Source organism: Pseudomonas sp. MPDS, from assembly GCF_013283895.1.
Taxonomy (GTDB): Bacteria; Pseudomonadota; Gammaproteobacteria; order Pseudomonadales; family Pseudomonadaceae; genus Aquipseudomonas; species Aquipseudomonas rhizophila.
On sequence record NZ_CP054128.1, the window covers coordinates 3,922,579 to 3,940,804 of the forward strand.

Below are 18,226 nucleotides of genomic sequence, written 5' to 3' on the forward strand. Positions count from 1 at the left end.
GACTCAGCATTCCCACTCGGAACGGCTGAACAGATAACCCTTGCCCCACACGGTCTTGATCTTGCGGGCTTCGCCGGCGTTGTCGTCGAACTTGCGCCGCAGCTTGGAGATCGCCACGTCCACCGAGCGGTCGGTGCCGTTGAACTCGATGCCGCGCAGACGCTGCAGAATCTGGTCGCGGCTCAGCACCTCGCCGCAATGCCGGGCCAGTACCACCAGCAGGTTGTATTCGCCGCTGGACAGCTCCACCGCTTGCCCGCGCCAGGTCACGGTGCGTTCGGACAGGTCGATGCACAGGTTGCCCATGAGAATGCGATCGTTGACCGTCTGCGGCTCGGTAAGGCTGCTGCGGCGCAACAAGGTCCGAACGCGTGCCAGCAGGACCCGGGGTTCACAGGGCTTGCTGACGTAGTCATCGGCGCCCATTTCCAGGCCCAACACCTGATCATGGCTGTCGTCCCGGGCGGTGAGCATCAGAATCGGCAGGGTCGCCGAATCGGCCCGCAACAAGCGGCAGACCTGCAAGCCGTCCAGCCCCGGCAGCATCAGATCGAGGATCACCAGGTCCGGCGGATCGACCCGCGCCCGTTCCCGCACATGATCGCCACGGCTGAGCACACTGACCCTGTAGCCGTTGCGCTCCAGGTAGCTGGCGATCAGTTCAGAGAGGGCGGTGTCGTCTTCCACCAGGAGGATGTTGGGCATTGGTGTTTCCAGAGTGCTGGGGCGCCTGGCGGATCGCCTTCGCGAGCAAGCCCCTCCCACAATGTTCATGTAAACCTTTGTGGGAGCGGGCTTGCTCGCGAAGGCGACATAACAGGCACCAAGGAATCAAGCTGCCAAGGATATACGCCCTCACCCACCCACGAGCAAACCCCTTACACAATTTCACACAGCACCTACAAAGCTTTACCGATGCGCCCCCTTCCCCCCCCTAGCATGCAACGTTCACTGTCGGAGAAGCACCATGCCAAAGAACTCCCTCGCCACTCCAGGGCACAAGCACATTTAAGAGTCAGCCCGCCTGAGAGCTACTCAAAAAATCATAAATAAAAGAGCTTGTAAACTGTCAGGAATGACAGTTTACAAGCCTTTGAAAAACGCGTTCTCTAGAGTTCATCCAGCATTAGGGTCAACACGGCCTTTGGACACCTTAGTTCTAGCAACGGAGACCGAATCCATGAATGCTGCCACTTATCAATTGAGCTTTGCCCCCGGCAACTATGTCACCGCGTCAGCTTTCTCCACCAATGGTAAAGACTTCCCCGAGTTTGTCGCCACCTCTCGGCTGATCGAAAAGAAAAAGGCAGGTATCACGCGAACGGAAGCCGTGGTGATTACCGCCATTGATCGGGAAGAAAAAAAGACGAGGGCGACAATCACTTCCACTCGTGAGCTCATTATCATCATTCCGGCAAATTTCGAGCCGGGTAGCTATGAGTTGAAAACACGGGATGATGTGGGCTTCAGCCTCAAGGAGTCCACCACTATTTACGAAGGTATTTCCGGCAGCATTGAATTGGTACCGGCCTCGGAGGGGAACGTAAGGGGCAACTTCAATGTTGATCTAGAACTGCCGGGAACCAATGGACAAACCATGCTGCTCAAAGGCCAGTTCCAGGTGCTCAAGGCTTGATAGTTCGCTGCCAACATCACGTAAAAAGGGAAGCCGAAGCTTCCCTTTTTTACATGACTCAGAATGAGTAGTGAGCGCCCAGATTGAAACCGATGTCCTTGGTGACATTGTCACCTTTGCTGGTATCGAGTTCGGCATGCACCTGCCAACGATCGCTCAATGTCCATGAGGCTCCCGCCGCCACTTCGAACCGGGTACCGGACAAGTCGTTGTTGAACTTGTTGTTGTTGACTCGAACTTCGTTGTGCTTGGCGAACTCCTGGACCACCGCGGTGCGAATATGCGGTTGCAGTACGCTGCCATCGTCCAGGGTCATACCCCGTCCCAGCGTCACACCCACTTTGCCCAGCATGGATCGCGTGGTGTCGGCGTCCGCCTTCAAACCATTATCGAGGTTGAAATCCTTGCCCTGCACTGTCGCCATCTGCCACTGAGTAAACGGCTCCACATAGTAGCCATCCTTGATATCGATGTGTTTACCAAACTCCACCGACGCACTGGCCCCCAGGTTGTTGTAGCCGCCCTTGGTCCTGGTGCCATCGCTCATCGTCACCTTGGCGTCGTTACGGAAATGGTTGAGCTTGGCGACGGTATCCAGGTAGTAACCGCTATCACCCAGCCAAGTGCCGTACATACCCAGGGAGGTGCTGTCGATTTCGCCTGAGCTGCCACGGCTCAAATCGAGGTTCGACTTGCTGTAACCGGCGAATACACCCAGCAACACCCGTTCGCCCGCGATCTGCACCGGGGTATCGACCCCCAGGGAGATGCCGTGTTGATTCTGACTGTAGCCGTTGCCGTAAGCGTTGGTGGTGACGCTGTATCGGTTACCGAACGAACGAATCCAGCCACCCGTCTGGCCGCCATTGACCCGCAGATCGCCCATCCGGGTGTTCAACAACGCCATCTCGCCATAGATCACTGTGGGCGCAGTACCGAAGATGGCCATGACCGAACGGGTCGGTGTGCTGATCACATCCTTATCAGGTTGCAGATACCAGTCATCTCCGTTCTTCACCAAGCGGTAGGTATAAGCGCCGACATCCACGCGATCATTGACCAGATCGTACTGGGCGCCTGAGGCGACACTCTGCACCACCTTGATCGAGTCATCATTGACCGGATCAAGACCGGTGCTGGCGACCAACAACTGATGATTGCCGGTAGCGCTGCCCGTGATATTCAGCAGGTCACTGATGCCCTGATTGAAGTCGGTGCCTATTTCGAACCTGCCATTACCCGCCAGATTGGCCACGTCCAGTTGGAAATATTGCTGATTGCTCCCCAGCCGAACGGTCCCGCCAGAGTTGAGCGTAAGATTGCTCACCGCCTGGCTGTCGGTCATCTGCCACAACGCCTGATTGCTGATGGCGAAATTGGATACGCCACTTACCAAGCCGGTCAGGCTGGCGCCGTTATCCAAGGTCAGATTGGACACGCTGTCGGCAGCGCCCATTACATCACCGACCATTACGCTGCGGTTGTTGATCGAGACATTGGCGACATCTTGCAAGTTGCCGGTGAGCGTAGAGGCGTTGTTGATCACCACGCTCGAGGCGCCGAGGACATTACCCGTCATACTCGCCTGATTGTTGAGGGTCGCACTGGTGACGTTTTGCATATCACCGGTCAACGCCGCCGCGTTTTGCAGGACGACGTTACCCGAACCACCCTCATCCACCACGATATTACCGGCCAAGGTACTGTTGTCGACGAGTAAATCAGCCGCGGCACCGGTACGCACTTCCAGCAACGTACCGTTCCCGCCGATCAGGGTTGAACCGTTGCGGACCTCGATGTTGGCCACACCTGGAATATTGGCCGGACTGTAGCCGACGACAATGGCCGAACCGCTTTGACCTTCTACCTGGGTACTGTCCAGCACGATCGACGACTGGATGACCGTTGACGCGTTGGCATCGGTGCCCACGATCAACCCGTTCAGGCCACCAGTGATCGTGCTGCCGCTGGCGGACAGCGCTCCCTCATGCAGACGTATCCCGAAACTGTTGGCGCCGGTGCCCTCCACCGTGGAGTCCTGAACAGTCAGGTCGCTGAAACGGTTGCCAGCGAGCCCTCCCACCAAGCCTCGGACCACACTGTTGTTACCCAAGGTGACCTGCGAGCCGCCAGCACTGTTGATATTACGTGCGGCTAATATGCCAATTCCCTGAGCACTGGTCACCGTGGAGTTATTCAACGTCGCACTGGCGTTGGTCAGCGCAATGCCCTGGGTCAGGCCATTCACTCCGTCAGGGGTGACCGTGGAGTTGGTCAGGTTAACCGTGGCACCCGCAACGCCGGTGATGCCTAAGGTCGAGGCCCCCGAGCCTGTTAACGTGGCGCCGATTTCAACGGTCCAGGTTTCCACCGGGGTATTAACGTCAATAGCCTGACTTTGCCCAGCGGGAACAGTGCCAGCTTGGGCCAGCGATGGATTGATCAGCAGCGGCATGAACAACAAGGCCGACACGCTGGTAGCTGTCTTGCGATAGGAAAATACAGACTTAGACGACATATTAATGAGTCCTACAAGATGACATTCCTTCAGGAACGAATGTCCGACTCAATGAGCGCGAGCCGGAATAAAAAACGGTCGCCAGACTAGTGTTTATCTATTCATCGCTATGTAGGATAAATCCGCATATGCATACGACTTTTCCCATTTAAATGTGGGATCTCTACTTCTGAATCTACGGAATCTCGCTTCAACAGTTAAAGACGACAACAACTGTCGTCATTAACTGTTTGTATCTGCAGCGAGATCAAGTTGTAGTTGAAGCCACATCAAGGCGTCTCTGGACGCTCCACTTCGCAATACACGAGGCTGGAGTTCAGGAGGGACACGCGTAGGGTGGCCGCTGATTCGATACCATTGACCGTGTAAGCGATATGGGCATATCTAAAGGGAGGGCGTACCCCTGCTCCTGGGCTCGGCAACTGGATCTCGCGTATTTTGGCGTAGTCATCCAGCCTGAAGTCCAGGTCGCCGGTCGGCGGCATGACCGCTGAATCCGTAATGCGAGTATTGGGAATGGCCGGCGCCCCCACTGCGTCGGTTTCGCGCCCTTCGAATACCAATGCCACCGTGGCACCCGATGGAATATTGGGGTCTCGCCGGATGCGGATTCGCAGATTGCGTGGCATATAGGGAGGCATGGGGCCATCAGGCACCGCCGGATGGTTGAGGCTCGGGCAATTGATCAAGGTCTCGATTCGTTCCGGCACCACCGAACCGTTTGCACCTCTGTATGCCGATACGACAACTTGTGGGGCGGGCAAGTTGATGACGATAGCCGTTACATCGACTTTGGTCGTTGGCGTCTGTTTCATCACGTTGTCACTGCCGGGGTATTCGATGGTGATGTAGGCCTCACGGGCGTTGCCACCAGCCACCGTGCCGTTCCCCTCAGCCAGAATCGTTCCCCAAGGCAATGGTGTCGTGACCGTTGTAGCACCTACCCGGACAGGCACTGGGCCGCCAACCTGTTTGCCTTGATAGTAGAACTTGACGATTTCACGGCCTGTGACGGGCCGATTGGTGTCAGTCCAAACGGGCCAGTTCATGGCGGCGCCCAAACCTGCCTGATCAGGCCCCAAGGTATTGGGAGGGGGGGGAGTGGTGCCTGCGCCTTGAACCACCACCGGATCTATGTTGGGGTTCTCCAGATCTGGCACATTGGGGTTTTCCGGTCCGGCATAGGAAAAGTCGATCGTCGCGTATTGCATGGGCGCCGAAACCGGATTGAGGGGAATGGTAGAGCGACTCAGTTCATACCAGTACTCAATCTGGGTTTCACTGTCTTTATTCTCGTCCCCGAAGAGTGGGGCCAAGGTTGCATAGTCCAGGTTGAACCTCAATGTCCCAGGCGTTGGAGGATCAGGTATGGCTTGTTCCGGCACCGGAGTGAGATCGTAGGCCGATTGGATATAGGGAATGATTCGATCACGGGCAAGGGCGTTAAGCGGATGGTCGATTTCCATAATGGCCCGGGTGGGCGGCGCTACCGTCGAGAAGCTAATAGGCACGTTACCATTGGTCACCGGAATCCTTGGAACACTGAGAATGGGTGCAGGCGCCTTGACCCGATTGAACACAAAGATGATGACTGAGTTGTTACTGATATTGCCCGGCAGGTCGATGAGGTTGTAGGCATAATAATATGCTCCCTCGGCCAGCCCGGCCAGAAAAGTGCGCGGAATATTGATGATCCCAGTGGCAGGCAAAGGACCGCTAAAAGCCGGAGTTTCAGCTTGCATTAGGCTGAAGTCTGCTTCAGTCGAGATATAGAAATTGACCGTATCATTCAGCGGTTCGAACTTTGTATAGGCATTGGGGATAGTGAAGTCCAAGCCGTTGGCATTGGCGGGGTCACTCAGCCATGCGTCGTCAATGTTTTCGGGATGCGTAGCGCCCAAGGTTAACTGTGCGGGCCGGGGGCCCGTCCCGTTACCTTGGCCTGGCTGCCCTTGGTACGGCGCGGTCAAATCAACGAGGACGTCGGTAAATGGGCTCGATGTGTCTCTGTTACCGTCATCGTCTTCCAGAACAAACGCCATTTCGTACGCGGCGTAATCACCAGCGATATCGAATACATCGACCAGGCTATCGACCGGTACATCAAACTCTATCGGGAACGTCCAGACATCTCCTGCCTCATCGGCCCTTATTTTTTCTGCAACTATATAGGTGGTAACATAGGGGTCGGGGTCAGCGACTTCACCTCGTGGAAATAAATGAAGGGTTATCCTTGCCCCCCCTCTTACTTTATCGTCGATGTCCGCAAGCTCAACTTTGAGCCGTCGATCTGTCTTGAGCTGTTGATAGGTGAGCCGGCCATCCGCCAATTGACCGACAATCACTGGAGATTCGGCAAATACACCACCACCTGACTTAACCTGTGTGTTCATGTTTGTAGACTCCATCGATGATTGATTCATTGAATTGCCAACTTCATGAAACGCTGAGGCGCCCTCGGTATCTGAACCCAACCCCGCCACGCTACCTGGGCCACAGGGACGCGCCTCGCCCGGGATGATTCGATCGATCTTTACCAACCCAGGTGGTGATTTTCCCAATGCGTTGCCGTTTCGATACAGCATGTAACTGGCCAAAGCCGATGCATTGCGTTCCATCGGCTTTATGTACTGTTCATATTTATCGCTGCCCAATACGAAATCGAATCCCTGCGTGGACGTGGCCTCTTCCTGGGTCAATAACTTAGGCAAGCGCAGCGCTGTACCCGGGATCGGGCCTACACCATTGAGCGTGGTAAAACCCTCCCAATTCAGGACGCACTCATCATCCTTGGCGAACCGTCCTGGTTGAGCGGGAACATGAACGAATATGCTTTCCCATAACTTCGGCTGCGAAGAGCAATTGAGATAGCCCCATAACGTAGCGCTGGGAAAATCTGGTTCGGCGAGATTCACAGGAGTAGGCCGTTTGACAATGAACACTTGCGGGGAGGATGTATCCTCGTTTCCATCATCCCCCGTCGTCACCCGATAACGCAGGCGAATATCCCCCTCTATTTGAAGGTATTGCGGCGGCAATAGAACAAAATCCGGAAAGACCACCGGCACAGGAAAGAAGTTGCTGTAGAACCGTATTTCAATCGGGGAACCCGGCGGCACCACCCACACTTCCAGCAAGTCACTTTTACCGGTTGTCTGGGACGGAGCCTCCCACTCCGGAATGAATAGTTTCGCGCCCACGATGGAAGCTTCTGGCGGAAGCACGCTGTCTGCGCCGACCCCTTCAATACTCAAAGGTCTTGCCAGGACACCGATATTTCTTCCACTTTTACTTGACGAAGACATTCACAATTCTCCAAAGCCTGGATTGGTCTGGCCTGGAGAAATTAGATGCGGATTTGCCGGTGACGCCTACTGTCAGATCTGACAGGTCTGACGGCCGTTCGTCGGACTGATCACCGTGGCTGCCTTTTGCCAGAGAAGACAATCAAGCTTGGGCTTGCTCCAGTGTTCCCGCCGCGCAACGGGTGATCCGATGGCAGGCCTCCTTGAGTTGTGGCTGGCCAACCACCAGGCCAATCCGTATATGCCCCGCCGCGCTCGCCCCGAACGCCTCGCCCGCCAGCACCGCCACACCAAAGCCGTCCAGCAGCCGCTCGGCAAATGCCTGGGCACCGAGGCCGGTCGGGCGTACGTCGACCATCACGAACATGCCGCCATCGGGCCGCACAGGCTTGAGACCGGGACAGCCATCAAGCATGGCGCACACCAGGTCCCGACGCTGGCGATACTCCTCGTGCATCTGCGCCACTTCAGGCAAGTCCTGCTCCAGTGCCACCTGGGCCGCCCGCTGGACGAAATCCGGCAGACCGAACAGCATGCACAACGACAGGTTGGCCAGATGTTCGGCCAGCGGTTCGGGACCGATCACCCAGCCGATGCGCCAACCGGTCATGGCGTGGGATTTGGACAGGCTGTTGATCGTCGCGGTGCGCTCGGCCATGCCCGGCAGGCTGGCCGGGCTGATGTGTTCGCCTTCGTACAGCAGGTCGCTGTAGACCTCATCGCTGATCAGCCACAGATCATGTTCGATGCACAACTGCGCCAATGCTTGCCAGGTGGACAGCGGCAGGCTGGCGCCGGATGGGTTGTTCGGGCTGTTGAGCAGCATCGCCCGGGTACGGGGGGTAATCAGCCGGGCGACGTCGGCCGGGTCAACCCGAAAAGCGTTTTCCGGGCGCACCGCCACCGGCAGCACTTTCGCTCCGCAGGCACCAAATACGGCTTCGTAAGTGACATACATCGGTTCTGCGATGATCACTTCATCACCGGGGTTGAGCAGACATTGCGCAACCGCATAGACCCCACACTGCGCCCCCGGCAACACGGTGACATGCCCGGCGCCTACCGGCTGGCCACAACGCTGGCGATGGCGCCGAGCAATGCTGGCGCGCAGGGTGTGCAAGCCGCGCACGTCCGAATAATGCGTGTCTCCGGCGCGCAGGCTGGTCACAGCGGCGTCGATGATGGCGCGAGGGGTGTCGAAATCCGGGTCGCCCACCGATAACAGCAATACATCCATGCCCTGCTCACGCATGGCCAATGCCCGGTCGTGAATCTGCCACGCGGCGGCGCCGTCGCCGGTGATGCGGCGGGTCAAATCTGAAAAGCGCATGTACCACTCCTGTTTTGCGCGAAGTCCAGCCTCAACCCTATCTCAAATTCAACGCCGTGGGAGCAAAGCTTGCTCGCGATACGGGCTACTCGATTCCTGGGAGACCGCAACGCCTGTATCGCGGGCAAGCCTTGCTCCCACTGGTCTATCGGGCGGCCACTCGCCAAAGCCGGGCGATGTCCCGGGCTCGCTCAGTCAGCAGGCGTGGCGCGTCGCCACAGGCCTCCTGCAGGGTCATCGGCCCGCTGACCAGGGCAAAGGCTGCTTCGATGCCGTGCTCATACAGCGCCTGATAACCCTCCCCCAGCGTGCCGGCGATGACCACCACCGGTACGCCATGCTGGCGGGCGATGCGCGCCACGCCAAAGGGGGTCTTGCCACGCAAGGTCTGGGCGTCGAAACGGCCTTCGCCGGTGATCACCAGGTCAGCGCCGTTGATCGCCTCGGCCAACCCGGTCAACTGGGCGACGACGTCCACGCCGGTGCGAAATTGCGCGCCCAGGAACGCCTTGGCGGCGAACCCCAGCCCTCCGGCGGCGCCGCTGCCCGGTTCGTCGCGTACATCCTTGTTCAACGCCTGGGCACAGTGTTCAGCGAAATGCCCCAGCGCCTGGTCCAGTTGCTGTACCTGCTCAGGGGATGCCCCTTTCTGCGGGCCGAAAATCGCTGAAGCGCCGTGAGGTCCGCACAACGGGTTATCGACATCGGCGGCAATCTCGAAACTGACCTGGGCCAAGCGCGGGTCCATCTTGCTCAAATCGATGCGAGCCAGGTCGGCCAAGGCCAGGCCTCCCGGTGGAAGCGGTCGGTTGTGTTCATCCAGCAGGGCCACGCCCAGGGCCTGCATCGCGCCGGCACCGCCGTCGTTGGTGGCGCTGCCGCCGATGGCCAGGATCACGCGCCCGGCGCCTTCGTCCAGGGCGGCGCGAATCAGCTCGCCAGTGCCATAGGTACTGCTGGAACAGGCATCACGTTGCCCAGGAGGTACCAGCTGCAAGCCGCTGGCCTCGGCCATTTCAATGATCGCGGTGTGGCTGTCGGGCAACCAACCCCAACGCGCTTCGACGCTGTCCCCCAGCGGACCTTTCACCCAACTGCGCCGCCACTGCCCGTTGCAGGCCGCCAGCACCGACTCCACCGTGCCCTCCCCGCCGTCGGCCATCGGGCACTTGATCAACTGCGCATCCGGCCAGACCTGGGCCAGGCCTTGGGCGACAGCATCGGCCACGCCCTGGGCGCTCAGGCTGTCCTTGAACGAGTCGGGGGCGATGACTATTTTCATACTTATTCTCCGGTTCCAGTGCACGGCACGGCAGTTGAGCGCAATTGTTCAAGTTCACGCAATCGGGTTGCCATCAACCTCGTTGTCGAGGCTGATGGCCTCATCGCGAGCAGGCTCGCTCCCACAGGGATCCGGGCTAGCTGAAACCTGTGGCCCAGGCAGATCAGTGTGGGAGCGAGCCTGCTCGCGATAGCGGTCTGCCTGTCAAATCTCTATCGAGTGCGTGGGTTGTTGTCCGGAGTGTAAGGGGTCGAGCGTGGCCTGCGATCTTTTCGTTTGCCACGCCCGGTTGTTCTGGGGTTTGATTGGGCCTTTCCCATCGATAAAAGGACCTTGTCATGAGCTACCGCACGCTAGGCCATTCCGGGTTGCAAGTCTCGACATTGACTCTGGGCACCATGATGTTCGGCGAACAGACCAGCACCGAGGATTCGCTGCGGATCATCGACAAGGCCTGGGACCAGGGCATCAATTTCATCGACACCGCAGACGTCTACACCAACGGTCGTTCCGAAGAGATCGTCGGCGAGGCGATTGCCAGTCACCGTCATGAATGGGTGCTGGCCACCAAGGTCGGCTTCGGCCCACCAGATGGTGTCCCCAACCGCAGCGGCCTGAGTCGCAAGCACATTTTCAATGGCATCGAGGCCAGCCTGACGCGCCTGGGCACCGATTACCTGGACATCTATTACCTGCACCGCGAAGACCACAACACCCCGCTTGAGGTCACGGTGTCGGCCATCGGTGACTTGATTCGTCAGGGCAAGATCCGCTACTGGGGCCTGTCGAACTACCGTGGCTGGCGTATCGCCGAGGTGATTCGAATCGCCGACCGCCTGGGCATCGACCGGCCGGTGATCAGCCAACCGCTGTACAACATCGTCAATCGCCAGGCCGAAACCGAGCAGATCACCGCCGCGCAGAACTATGGCCTCGGCGTGGTGCCTTTCAGCCCCCTCGCCCGCGGGGTGCTCAGTGGCAAGTACGCACCGGACGTGGCACCGGACGCCAACAGTCGCGCCGGTCGCCAGGACAAACGCATCCTGGAAACCGAATGGCGGGTCGAGTCCCTGCGCATCGCCCAACAGATCCAGCAATACACCCAGGAACGCGGCGTGGGCATTGTCGAGTTCGCCATTGCCTGGGTGCTGAACAACCGCGCTGTCACCTCGGCGATCGTCGGACCGCGCACCGAGGAACAATGGGATGGCTACACCAAGGCGCAGTCGGTGACGATCACGGCCGAAGATGAAGCCTTCATCGATTCGCTGGTGACCCCGGGGCATGCCTCGACGCCAGGCTTCAATGACGTGGGCCACTTCGTACCGGGGCGTGTGGCGCGTACGTCATAACTTCGTCGACTCCGACGAACACTGTGGGAGCATGGCTTGCCCGCGATGGCCGCGCTGCGGTTCAAGGGCTGAACCGCGTTATCGTTCATCGCGGGCAAGCCTTGCTCCCACAGGCCATGCGCCACAGATAAATTTTCCAGTCACAAGTCCGGGTGTCGATGATCACCCTCATGAGAACCACTGTGTCCAAAGGCATCGTTCTATCGGTCTCGGCCTCTGTGCTGTTCGCCGTCATGTATTACTACACCTCCCTGCTCTCGCCGCTGACCGGCGTGGAAATCTTCGGTTGGCGCATGCTGCTGACGATGCCCTGCATGACGGTGTTCATGCTGGTGGCAAAGGAGTGGAACCTGGTAACGGCGCTCGGTCGGCGCCTGATCGCCACGCCGCGTCTGTTGCTCGGTGCCATGGCGTCTTCGGCGTTGATGGGCGCGCAGCTGTGGCTGTTCATGTGGGCGCCCCTCAACGGCTACAGCCTGGACGTGTCGCTGGGGTATTTTTTGTTGCCGCTGTCGATGGTTCTGACCGGGCGCCTCGTCTATGGCGAGCGCCTGTCCTACCTGCAGAAAATCGCCGTGTTCTTCGCCACCCTCGGCGTGGTCAACGAGTTGTACCAGGTGGGTGGGTTTTCCTGGGCAACACTGTTGGTGGTGGTGGGTTATCCGATCTACTTCATCCTGCGCAAACGCCTGGGGACTGACAACCTGGGCGGGTTGTGGCTGGACATGACCCTGATGCTGCCGCTGGCGCTCTGGTTCGTACACAATGGGGAGCAGGGTTTCGCTGTTTTCGACCAGTACCCTTGGCTGTCGCTGCTGATCCCGTTGCTCGGGGTGATCAGTGCTTCGGCGCTGGTGGCCTACATCGTTGCCAGCCGGTTGCTGCCGTTCAGCCTGTTCGGGCTGTTGAGCTATGTCGAACCGGTGTTGCTGCTGGGCGTTGCCCTGCTGCTGGGAGAAAGCATCCAGGCCAGTGAATGGCTGACCTACATTCCCATCTGGCTGGCCGTGGCAGTGCTGGTGCTCGAAGGGTTCAAGCATCTGATGCGCCAGCGACGCCGGACCTGAAACTTACACGGACCTTGTGGGAGCGAGCCTGCTCGCGATATCGGCGGCACATTCAACATTGATGTATCTGAAAGGTCGCGATCGCGAGCAGGCTCGCTCCCACATTGGGATCTGCTGGCCAATAAAAAACCCGTACGGCAGTTACGCCGCACGGGTTGTCTGTTGCCTCAGCTCTTACTCAGTAGCCAACACACCACGCCGCACCTGGTCACGCTCGATGGACTCGAACAACGCCTTGAAGTTGCCTTCGCCGAAGCCATCGTCGCCCTTGCGCTGGATGAATTCGAAGAACACCGGCCCCATCAGGGTTTCCGAGAAAATCTGCAACAGCAGACGCTTGTCGCCCTGTTCGGAAGCGCCGTCCAGCAAAATGCCCCGCGCTTGCAGTTCATCCACCGGCTCGCCGTGGTTCGGCAGGCGACCTTCGAGCATTTCGTAGTAGGTGTCCGGCGGCGCGGTCATGAAGCGCATGCCGATGCTTTTAAGCTGGTCCCAGGTTTTGATCAGGTCATCGGTCAGGAAGGCCACGTGCTGGATGCCTTCACCGTTGAACTGCATCAGAAATTCTTCGATCTGCCCGGCGCCCTTGGACGATTCCTCGTTCAGCGGGATGCGGATCATGCCATCCGGGGCGGTCATGGCCTTGGAGGTCAGGCCGGTGTATTCGCCCTTGATGTCGAAGTAACGGATCTCGCGGAAGTTGAACAGCTTCTCGTAGAAGCCGGCCCAGTAGGCCATTCGCCCGCGATACACGTTGTGGGTCAGGTGGTCGATGATTTTCAGGCCCGCGCCCACCGGGTTGCGGTCAACGCCTTCGAGGAACACGAAGTCGATGTCGTAGATGGAGCTGCCTTCACCAAAACGGTCGATCAGGTACAGCGGCGCGCCGCCGATGCCTTTGATTGCCGGCAGGTTCAGCTCCATCGGACCGGTTTCGATGTGAATCGGCTGGGCGCCGAGTTCCAGGGCGCGCTTGTAGGCCTGTTGCGAATCCTTGACCCGGAATGCCATGCCGCACACCGACGGCCCATGTTCGGCGGCGAAGTACGAGGCCACGCTGTGGGGCTCGTTGTTGAGGATCAGGTTGATCGCGCCCTGGCGATACAGGTGCACGTCCTTGGAGCGGTGGCTGGCCACTTTGGTGAAGCCCATGATCTCGAAGATCGGCTCCAGGGTATTGGGTGTGGGGGATGCGAATTCGATGAATTCAAAGCCCATCAGGCCCATCGGGTTTTCGTATAGATCTGCCATGTTGGCGCCTCATCATGCTTATCAATTAACGGAGCGTTAGTTGCCGGCCATGCTGAGGGCACGCGGTGGCGCGCAGGAAATGCCGCGAACGGTGCGGGCGAGGAAATCGCCGTAGATCAGTTGAAACCCGAATATCTTCATTGTCGACCCAAGGCTCTTGCGGGCGAGGCTTCTGCTGCCAGAAGACGTTTATTCTTATATGCGTAACTCGATTCTACACAGCGTAACCATGTTTGTCCGCCTTCGGTATCAAATCGTCTTTTGCGGCGACCGCGCAAGGGGTTTGTTGCACAGGAAAATCCCCGTCAGGATCAGCCCCGCACCTACACCCATCAAGACGGTGAGCCGCTCGTCCAACAGCAGCGCCCCGAACAGCACAGCGGTCAACGGGTTGAGTGCGATGAACACGCCGGAACGGGTCGCGCCAATCCGACGGATGCCGTCGTACCAGGCTATATAGGCCAACGCCGACCCCAGCACGCCCAAGTACAGCAGGCTCAACCATTGCCGGATGTCCAGCCCGCGCAATGCTTCGACGCGAACTTCGCCTGCGGCCGCGCAGGCTAGCCACAACATCAAGGTGCCCAGCAGAATCGACCAGGTCACGGTTTGCAAAGGCCCGAGGCTTTCATTCAGGTTTTTGGAAAACAAGGAATAAATGCCCCAGCCCAGCACGCAGCCAAAAATCAGCAGATCGCCCAGCCAGCCCTGCCCTGCACTCTGTAGCAAGGACGGATCGCGACTGACGATCACCAGCCCCGCCCCGCCGATACACAGCACGATGCCCGCAACTTTCGCCCGGCTCAGCCGTTCCTTGAACAGCCACCAGGACGCCAGTCCTATCACCGCCGGATTCAAGGCCACGATCAACGAGGCCCGCGACGCATTGATGTACTGCAAGCCATAGAAGAAACACAGGTTGTAGAAAAAGATCCCGAAGAACCCCAGCGCCGCCAATTGCAGCCCTTGTTTGCGGTTGGGCCTGGCCAGCGGGATCCCGGCCAGACCGAGAAACAGCAACAGCGCGAGACTGGCCAACAGAAACCGCAGGCTGGCGGCGAGCAGCGGGGTCAGGGCATCGGAAAGGATCCTGCCGGCAACGAAGGTGCCGCCCCAGATCATGGTGACCATGGCCAGTTTCAGGTAGACCGGCAGGTCCGAAGGGGTTGGAACGGATTGTTCGAGGGTTTTCATGGTTTCACCACATTGAAATAAAACGACTACCCGTGGCGAGGGAGCTTGCTCCCGCTGGGCTGCGAAGCGGCCCTTTTCTATGAGCGCTTCGCACTCAAGCGGGAGCAAGCTCCCTCGCCACAGGAAAGTGCGCTTGAGATACTCTATTGTTCGCCTCATGCTTGATCATCGTAAAATGAGTATTCCCTCATGACCCTCACCCAACTCGAAATCTTCTCCCAGGTCGCCGAGCTACGCGGTTTCACCGCCGCGGCGACGCGGTTGGGCATCAGCCAGTCAGCGGTGTCCCACGCCATCAAATCGCTGGAGCAGGAGTTGGGCGTAGAGCTGTTCAGACGTCATCAGACCCTCATCGAACCCAGCGACATTGGCCGGCAGTTGCTGCTGCGCGCCCGGGCCATGCTCGGGCTGGCCAATACCCTGCGCCAGGAAGCCGCCGATGCGCGGGGCATGCGCCGAGGCACCCTGCGCATCGGCTCGTTCGGTCCGACTTCGTCGATGAAGTTGTTGCCCGCCATCCTGCAACGTTACCGGGCTCTGCATCCGGGGATCGAAGTGCACATCGACGAAGGGCCGGACCGGCAAGTCATCCAGTGGCTGGATGAACGGCGGATCGACGTCGGTTTCGTGGTGCTGCCCGAAGACCGTTTCGACACGTTCGCGCTGATGCAAGACCAGATGGTCGCCGTGCTGCCCACCGCCCATCCCCTCGCTGCCCAAGCCAGCCTGAGTCTCAAGGACCTGTGCACCGACCCGTTCGTGCTTACCGAGGCCGGTTCTTCTGAACTGGTTTCGCGCCTGTTCAACGCAGCCCGGCTCACCCCGAACGTGCGCTATCGTTGTTCGCAGCTGCTCAGTACCCTGGATGTCGTCAGCCGCGGCGAGGCCGTGACCCTGGTGTCCGAAGGTTCGCTGCCGGGCGGCGACAACCCACGGTTCGTCACGCGGCCATTGTCGCCGCAGGTTCCGCGTCAGATAGGCCTGGCGGTACTGGACAGCCGACAGGCCTCGCCTGCCACCCTGGCATTTATCGAGCTGGCGAGGCAGTCAGTCTGATCACCGGCAACCGAATACACTATCGAAGCTGTTCCTCAAGCCCTCACAGGTTATGCAGATGCCATTGACCGCCACTCGTTTGCGCAAGCGGCCCCGTCGCAACCTGATCACGCTGCTCTGCGGCGTGCTGCCGATACTGTCAGGGCTGGGCATTCTGTACCTGCAGGCCGAACGGACACTGGAGCAACAGAGCCGACAGACCAGCGAAGAGTTGATCGGGCAGATCGAACTGATGCTCGACAACACCGCCCTGGCGGCGCGCGAACTGCTGCCTCTGGCCGGCCAGCTCTGCGAAGCGGTGAAACTGGCCTTGCGCGAACAGGTGACGCGTCGCCCATTCGTCCGTTCGACCAACCTGGTGTGGGACAACATCCTCTATTGCAGTTCGCTGTTTGGCGCCTTCGAGGAAACGGTTGATCCGAACGCCTACCATCAGGGCACCTTGTGGCTCATGAACGGCAACCCGATCACCCCCGACACCGCGCTGCTGATCTACCGGCTCAATGAAGGGCGGCAAGGGGCATTGGCAACGCTGGACGGTTATCACCTGGCCAATGTCTTGCGTCTGATCGGCGGCGAAACCCGGTTGTTGCTGCAAGTCGGGCCAAACTGGCTGACCGCGGACGGGAAGGTCCGAGCAGCGCCCCTGCCCGCGCTGCCGGTCGCCCGCAGCAACCTGACCTCATCGCGCTATGCCTTCAATGTTGAAGCCGGCTTCGATGAGGGGGAAATCTGGCGCTACATGGCCCGTGAGTATCCGCCGCTGTTCAGCCTGCTGATCTTCTTCGGTGTCATCGCCGGAACGCTCGGCTATTGGCTGCAAAAACGCGCCTCATCCCCCAGCCATGAGCTGCAACGCGCGCTTGAGGCCGGGGAATTCGTGCCGTATCTGCAACCGGTCGTGCAGGGCGACAGCAAACGTTGGGCCGGGGTCGAAGTGCTGATGCGCTGGAACCATCCCAAGGAAGGCCTGGTGCGGCCGGACCTGTTCATTCCCTTTGCTGAACACAGCGGCTTGATCGTGCCGATGACCCGGGCATTGATGCAGCAAACGATGCGCTTGCTATCGCCCTTGGTCCCGCAACTGAAAAGTCCTTTTCACGTCGGCATCAACATCACCGCTCGCCACTGTCAGAGTCTGGAACTGGTACAAGATTGCCGCGAGTTCCTGGAGGCCTTCCCACCGGGGGTCATTACCTTGGTGCTGGAACTGACCGAGCGCGAGCTGATCGAACCGACACCCACCACTCACCAGCTGTTCCAGCACCTGCGTGAACTGGGGGTGAAGATCGCAATCGACGACTTCGGCACCGGTCATTCCAGCCTGGGCTACTTGCGCCAGTTCAACGTGGACTTCCTGAAAATCGACCAGAGCTTTGTTGCCATGATTGGCGTCGATGCCCTGTCACGGCACATCCTTGACAGCATCATCGAACTGTCGGGCAAGCTGGACTTGGGTATCGTTGCCGAGGGGGTCGAAACCGTTGAACAAAGCAACTATCTGGCCGCTCACGGTGAACTTTTTGCAGGGTTATCTATTTGGTCGCCCGATGAGTGGCGCGGATTTCATTGCGGCGGTGTCCGTCATTGAAAGCCCTGGTGCTACGTCCCTCCACGGACAACCACAGTCGGACTGATAAAATTCGCATCCCTTGTTACATAACGAAAAAGTTACGATTTACACCCGTGGGTTTCACTACTACAATTTTTTTACCTGTGGCTAATAGCAGGAGCGTCATTATCACCGAGTCGCTTCAAGGCACTTGGCTTATAGCTTTGTTTGCGGTTGGTATCAGCCAAATATTCTGATTGGAGTAACGATATTGTCCAGACTCGCTGAATTTCGTAAAGCAGAACAGGACCTTCAAGAGCGGCTCAAGCAGCTGGAAAAGCTGAAGAATGATGCCGGGCTCAAGAAAGAAATCGAATTCGAAGAGAAGCTCCAGGGACTGATGAAAACCTACGGCAAGAGCCTGCGCGACGTCATCGCGATTCTCGACCCGAACCCGGCCAAGGGGGGCCTGCCATCGACCAAGCCTGTCAAAACCCGCCGTGCGCGAGTGGTCAAGGTGTACCAGAACCCGCACACAGGTGAACTGATCGAAACCAAAGGCGGCAACCATCGAGGCCTGAAAGCCTGGAAAGAACAGTACGGTGCAAAAACCGTTGACGCCTGGTTGCGCAGCTGAGAAAACTGGCCGAATGAAAAAAACCCTGAGCCTGCTCAGGGTTTTT

The 18,226-nt window shown here is 58.7% G+C and carries 12 protein-coding genes and 1 pseudogene; 6 read left to right on the forward strand and 7 right to left on the reverse strand.

Going from position 1 to position 18,226, the window contains the following annotated elements; all coding sequences use genetic code 11:
• Window positions 1–3 precede the first annotated feature (3 nt).
• Window positions 4–705, reverse strand: coding sequence for a response regulator transcription factor (locus tag HQ912_RS17200; protein ID WP_047227621.1), 702 nt, complete (start codon window positions 703–705; stop codon window positions 4–6).
• A gap of 475 nt (window positions 706–1,180) precedes the next feature.
• On the opposite strand from HQ912_RS17200, the gene HQ912_RS17205 reads away from it, so the two are divergent.
• On the forward strand, window positions 1,181–1,636 hold the full coding sequence (locus HQ912_RS17205) for a hypothetical protein (protein ID WP_047227622.1): 456 nt from the start codon (window positions 1,181–1,183) through the stop codon (window positions 1,634–1,636).
• Window positions 1,637–1,694: 58 nt separating this feature from the next.
• Here the strand turns inward: HQ912_RS17205 and HQ912_RS17210 are convergent, their stop codons facing one another.
• The 4 genes from HQ912_RS17210 to HQ912_RS17225 form a co-directional block, all read right to left on the reverse strand.
• Window positions 1,695–4,154 carry an autotransporter outer membrane beta-barrel domain-containing protein gene (locus tag HQ912_RS17210; protein ID WP_173407078.1) on the reverse strand — a complete coding sequence of 820 codons (2,460 nt, stop codon included), beginning with the start codon at window positions 4,152–4,154 and terminating at the stop codon, window positions 1,695–1,697.
• 269 nt (window positions 4,155–4,423) lie between these two features.
• Entirely contained in the window at window positions 4,424–7,459 is a 3,036-nt protein-coding gene (locus tag HQ912_RS17215; protein ID WP_173407079.1) for a hypothetical protein, read from the reverse strand.
• Between the two features lie 142 nt (window positions 7,460–7,601).
• Window positions 7,602–8,789 carry a pyridoxal phosphate-dependent aminotransferase gene (locus HQ912_RS17220; RefSeq protein ID WP_160892839.1) on the reverse strand — a complete coding sequence of 396 codons (1,188 nt, stop codon included), beginning with the start codon at window positions 8,787–8,789 and terminating at the stop codon, window positions 7,602–7,604.
• A 145-nt stretch (window positions 8,790–8,934) separates the two neighbouring features.
• Window positions 8,935–10,071: a glycerate kinase gene (locus HQ912_RS17225; protein WP_173407080.1), complete on the reverse strand. Its 1,137-nt coding sequence runs from the start codon at window positions 10,069–10,071 to the stop codon at window positions 8,935–8,937.
• 338 nt (window positions 10,072–10,409) lie between these two features.
• Here HQ912_RS17225 and HQ912_RS17230 point away from each other — a divergent pair, with 338 nt between their 5' ends.
• A complete protein-coding gene (locus HQ912_RS17230; protein ID WP_076385320.1) occupies window positions 10,410–11,423 on the forward strand; it encodes an aldo/keto reductase in 1,014 nt (337 codons plus the stop codon).
• Between the two features lie 182 nt (window positions 11,424–11,605).
• The gene (gene rarD, locus HQ912_RS17235; RefSeq protein ID WP_076385322.1) at window positions 11,606–12,490 is read left to right on the forward strand and encodes an EamA family transporter RarD; all 885 of its coding nucleotides are present in this window, start codon (window positions 11,606–11,608) and stop codon (window positions 12,488–12,490) included.
• 174 nt (window positions 12,491–12,664) lie between these two features.
• On the opposite strand, the gene hppD is transcribed toward rarD, so the two are convergent.
• Entirely contained in the window at window positions 12,665–13,741 is a 1,077-nt protein-coding gene (hppD, locus tag HQ912_RS17240; protein WP_047227629.1) for a 4-hydroxyphenylpyruvate dioxygenase, read from the reverse strand.
• Between the two features lie 249 nt (window positions 13,742–13,990).
• On the reverse strand, window positions 13,991–14,935 hold the full coding sequence (locus HQ912_RS17245) for a DMT family transporter (RefSeq protein ID WP_047227630.1): 945 nt from the start codon (window positions 14,933–14,935) through the stop codon (window positions 13,991–13,993).
• Window positions 14,936–15,124: 189 nt separating this feature from the next.
• Between HQ912_RS17245 and HQ912_RS17250 the strand changes: the two genes are divergently transcribed.
• The 3 genes and pseudogenes from HQ912_RS17250 to HQ912_RS17260 all read left to right on the forward strand — a co-directional run bounded on the left by HQ912_RS17250 (window position 15,125) and on the right by HQ912_RS17260 (window position 18,180).
• Entirely contained in the window at window positions 15,125–15,991 is an 867-nt protein-coding gene (locus HQ912_RS17250) for a LysR family transcriptional regulator (RefSeq protein ID WP_047227631.1), read from the forward strand.
• Between the two features lie 58 nt (window positions 15,992–16,049).
• Window positions 16,050–17,628 (forward strand): annotated as a pseudogene (locus HQ912_RS17255) (EAL domain-containing protein).
• Window positions 17,629–17,814: 186 nt separating this feature from the next.
• Window positions 17,815–18,180 (forward strand): histone-like nucleoid-structuring protein, MvaT/MvaU family, encoded by a 366-nt coding sequence (locus HQ912_RS17260; RefSeq protein ID WP_047227632.1) that lies wholly within the window; start codon window positions 17,815–17,817, stop codon window positions 18,178–18,180.
• The last annotated feature ends 46 nt before the right edge of the window (window positions 18,181–18,226 follow it).

Excerpts from the sequence above, each read along its gene's own strand:
- HQ912_RS17200 (WP_047227621.1), bottom strand. The coding sequence starts at position 705 with ATGCCCAACATCCTCCTGGTGGAAGACGACACCGCCCTCTCTGAACTG.
- HQ912_RS17205 (WP_047227622.1), top strand. The coding sequence starts at position 1,181 with ATGAATGCTGCCACTTATCAATTGAGCTTTGCCCCCGGCAACTATGTC.
- HQ912_RS17210 (WP_173407078.1), bottom strand. The coding sequence starts at position 4,154 with ATGTCGTCTAAGTCTGTATTTTCCTATCGCAAGACAGCTACCAGCGTG.
- HQ912_RS17215 (WP_173407079.1), bottom strand. The coding sequence starts at position 7,459 with ATGTCTTCGTCAAGTAAAAGTGGAAGAAATATCGGTGTCCTGGCAAGA.
- HQ912_RS17220 (WP_160892839.1), bottom strand. The coding sequence starts at position 8,789 with ATGCGCTTTTCAGATTTGACCCGCCGCATCACCGGCGACGGCGCCGCC.
- HQ912_RS17225 (WP_173407080.1), bottom strand. The coding sequence starts at position 10,071 with ATGAAAATAGTCATCGCCCCCGACTCGTTCAAGGACAGCCTGAGCGCC.
- HQ912_RS17230 (WP_076385320.1), top strand. The coding sequence starts at position 10,410 with ATGAGCTACCGCACGCTAGGCCATTCCGGGTTGCAAGTCTCGACATTG.
- hppD (WP_047227629.1), bottom strand. The coding sequence starts at position 13,741 with ATGGCAGATCTATACGAAAACCCGATGGGCCTGATGGGCTTTGAATTC.
- HQ912_RS17245 (WP_047227630.1), bottom strand. The coding sequence starts at position 14,935 with ATGAAAACCCTCGAACAATCCGTTCCAACCCCTTCGGACCTGCCGGTC.
- HQ912_RS17250 (WP_047227631.1), top strand. The coding sequence starts at position 15,125 with ATGACCCTCACCCAACTCGAAATCTTCTCCCAGGTCGCCGAGCTACGC.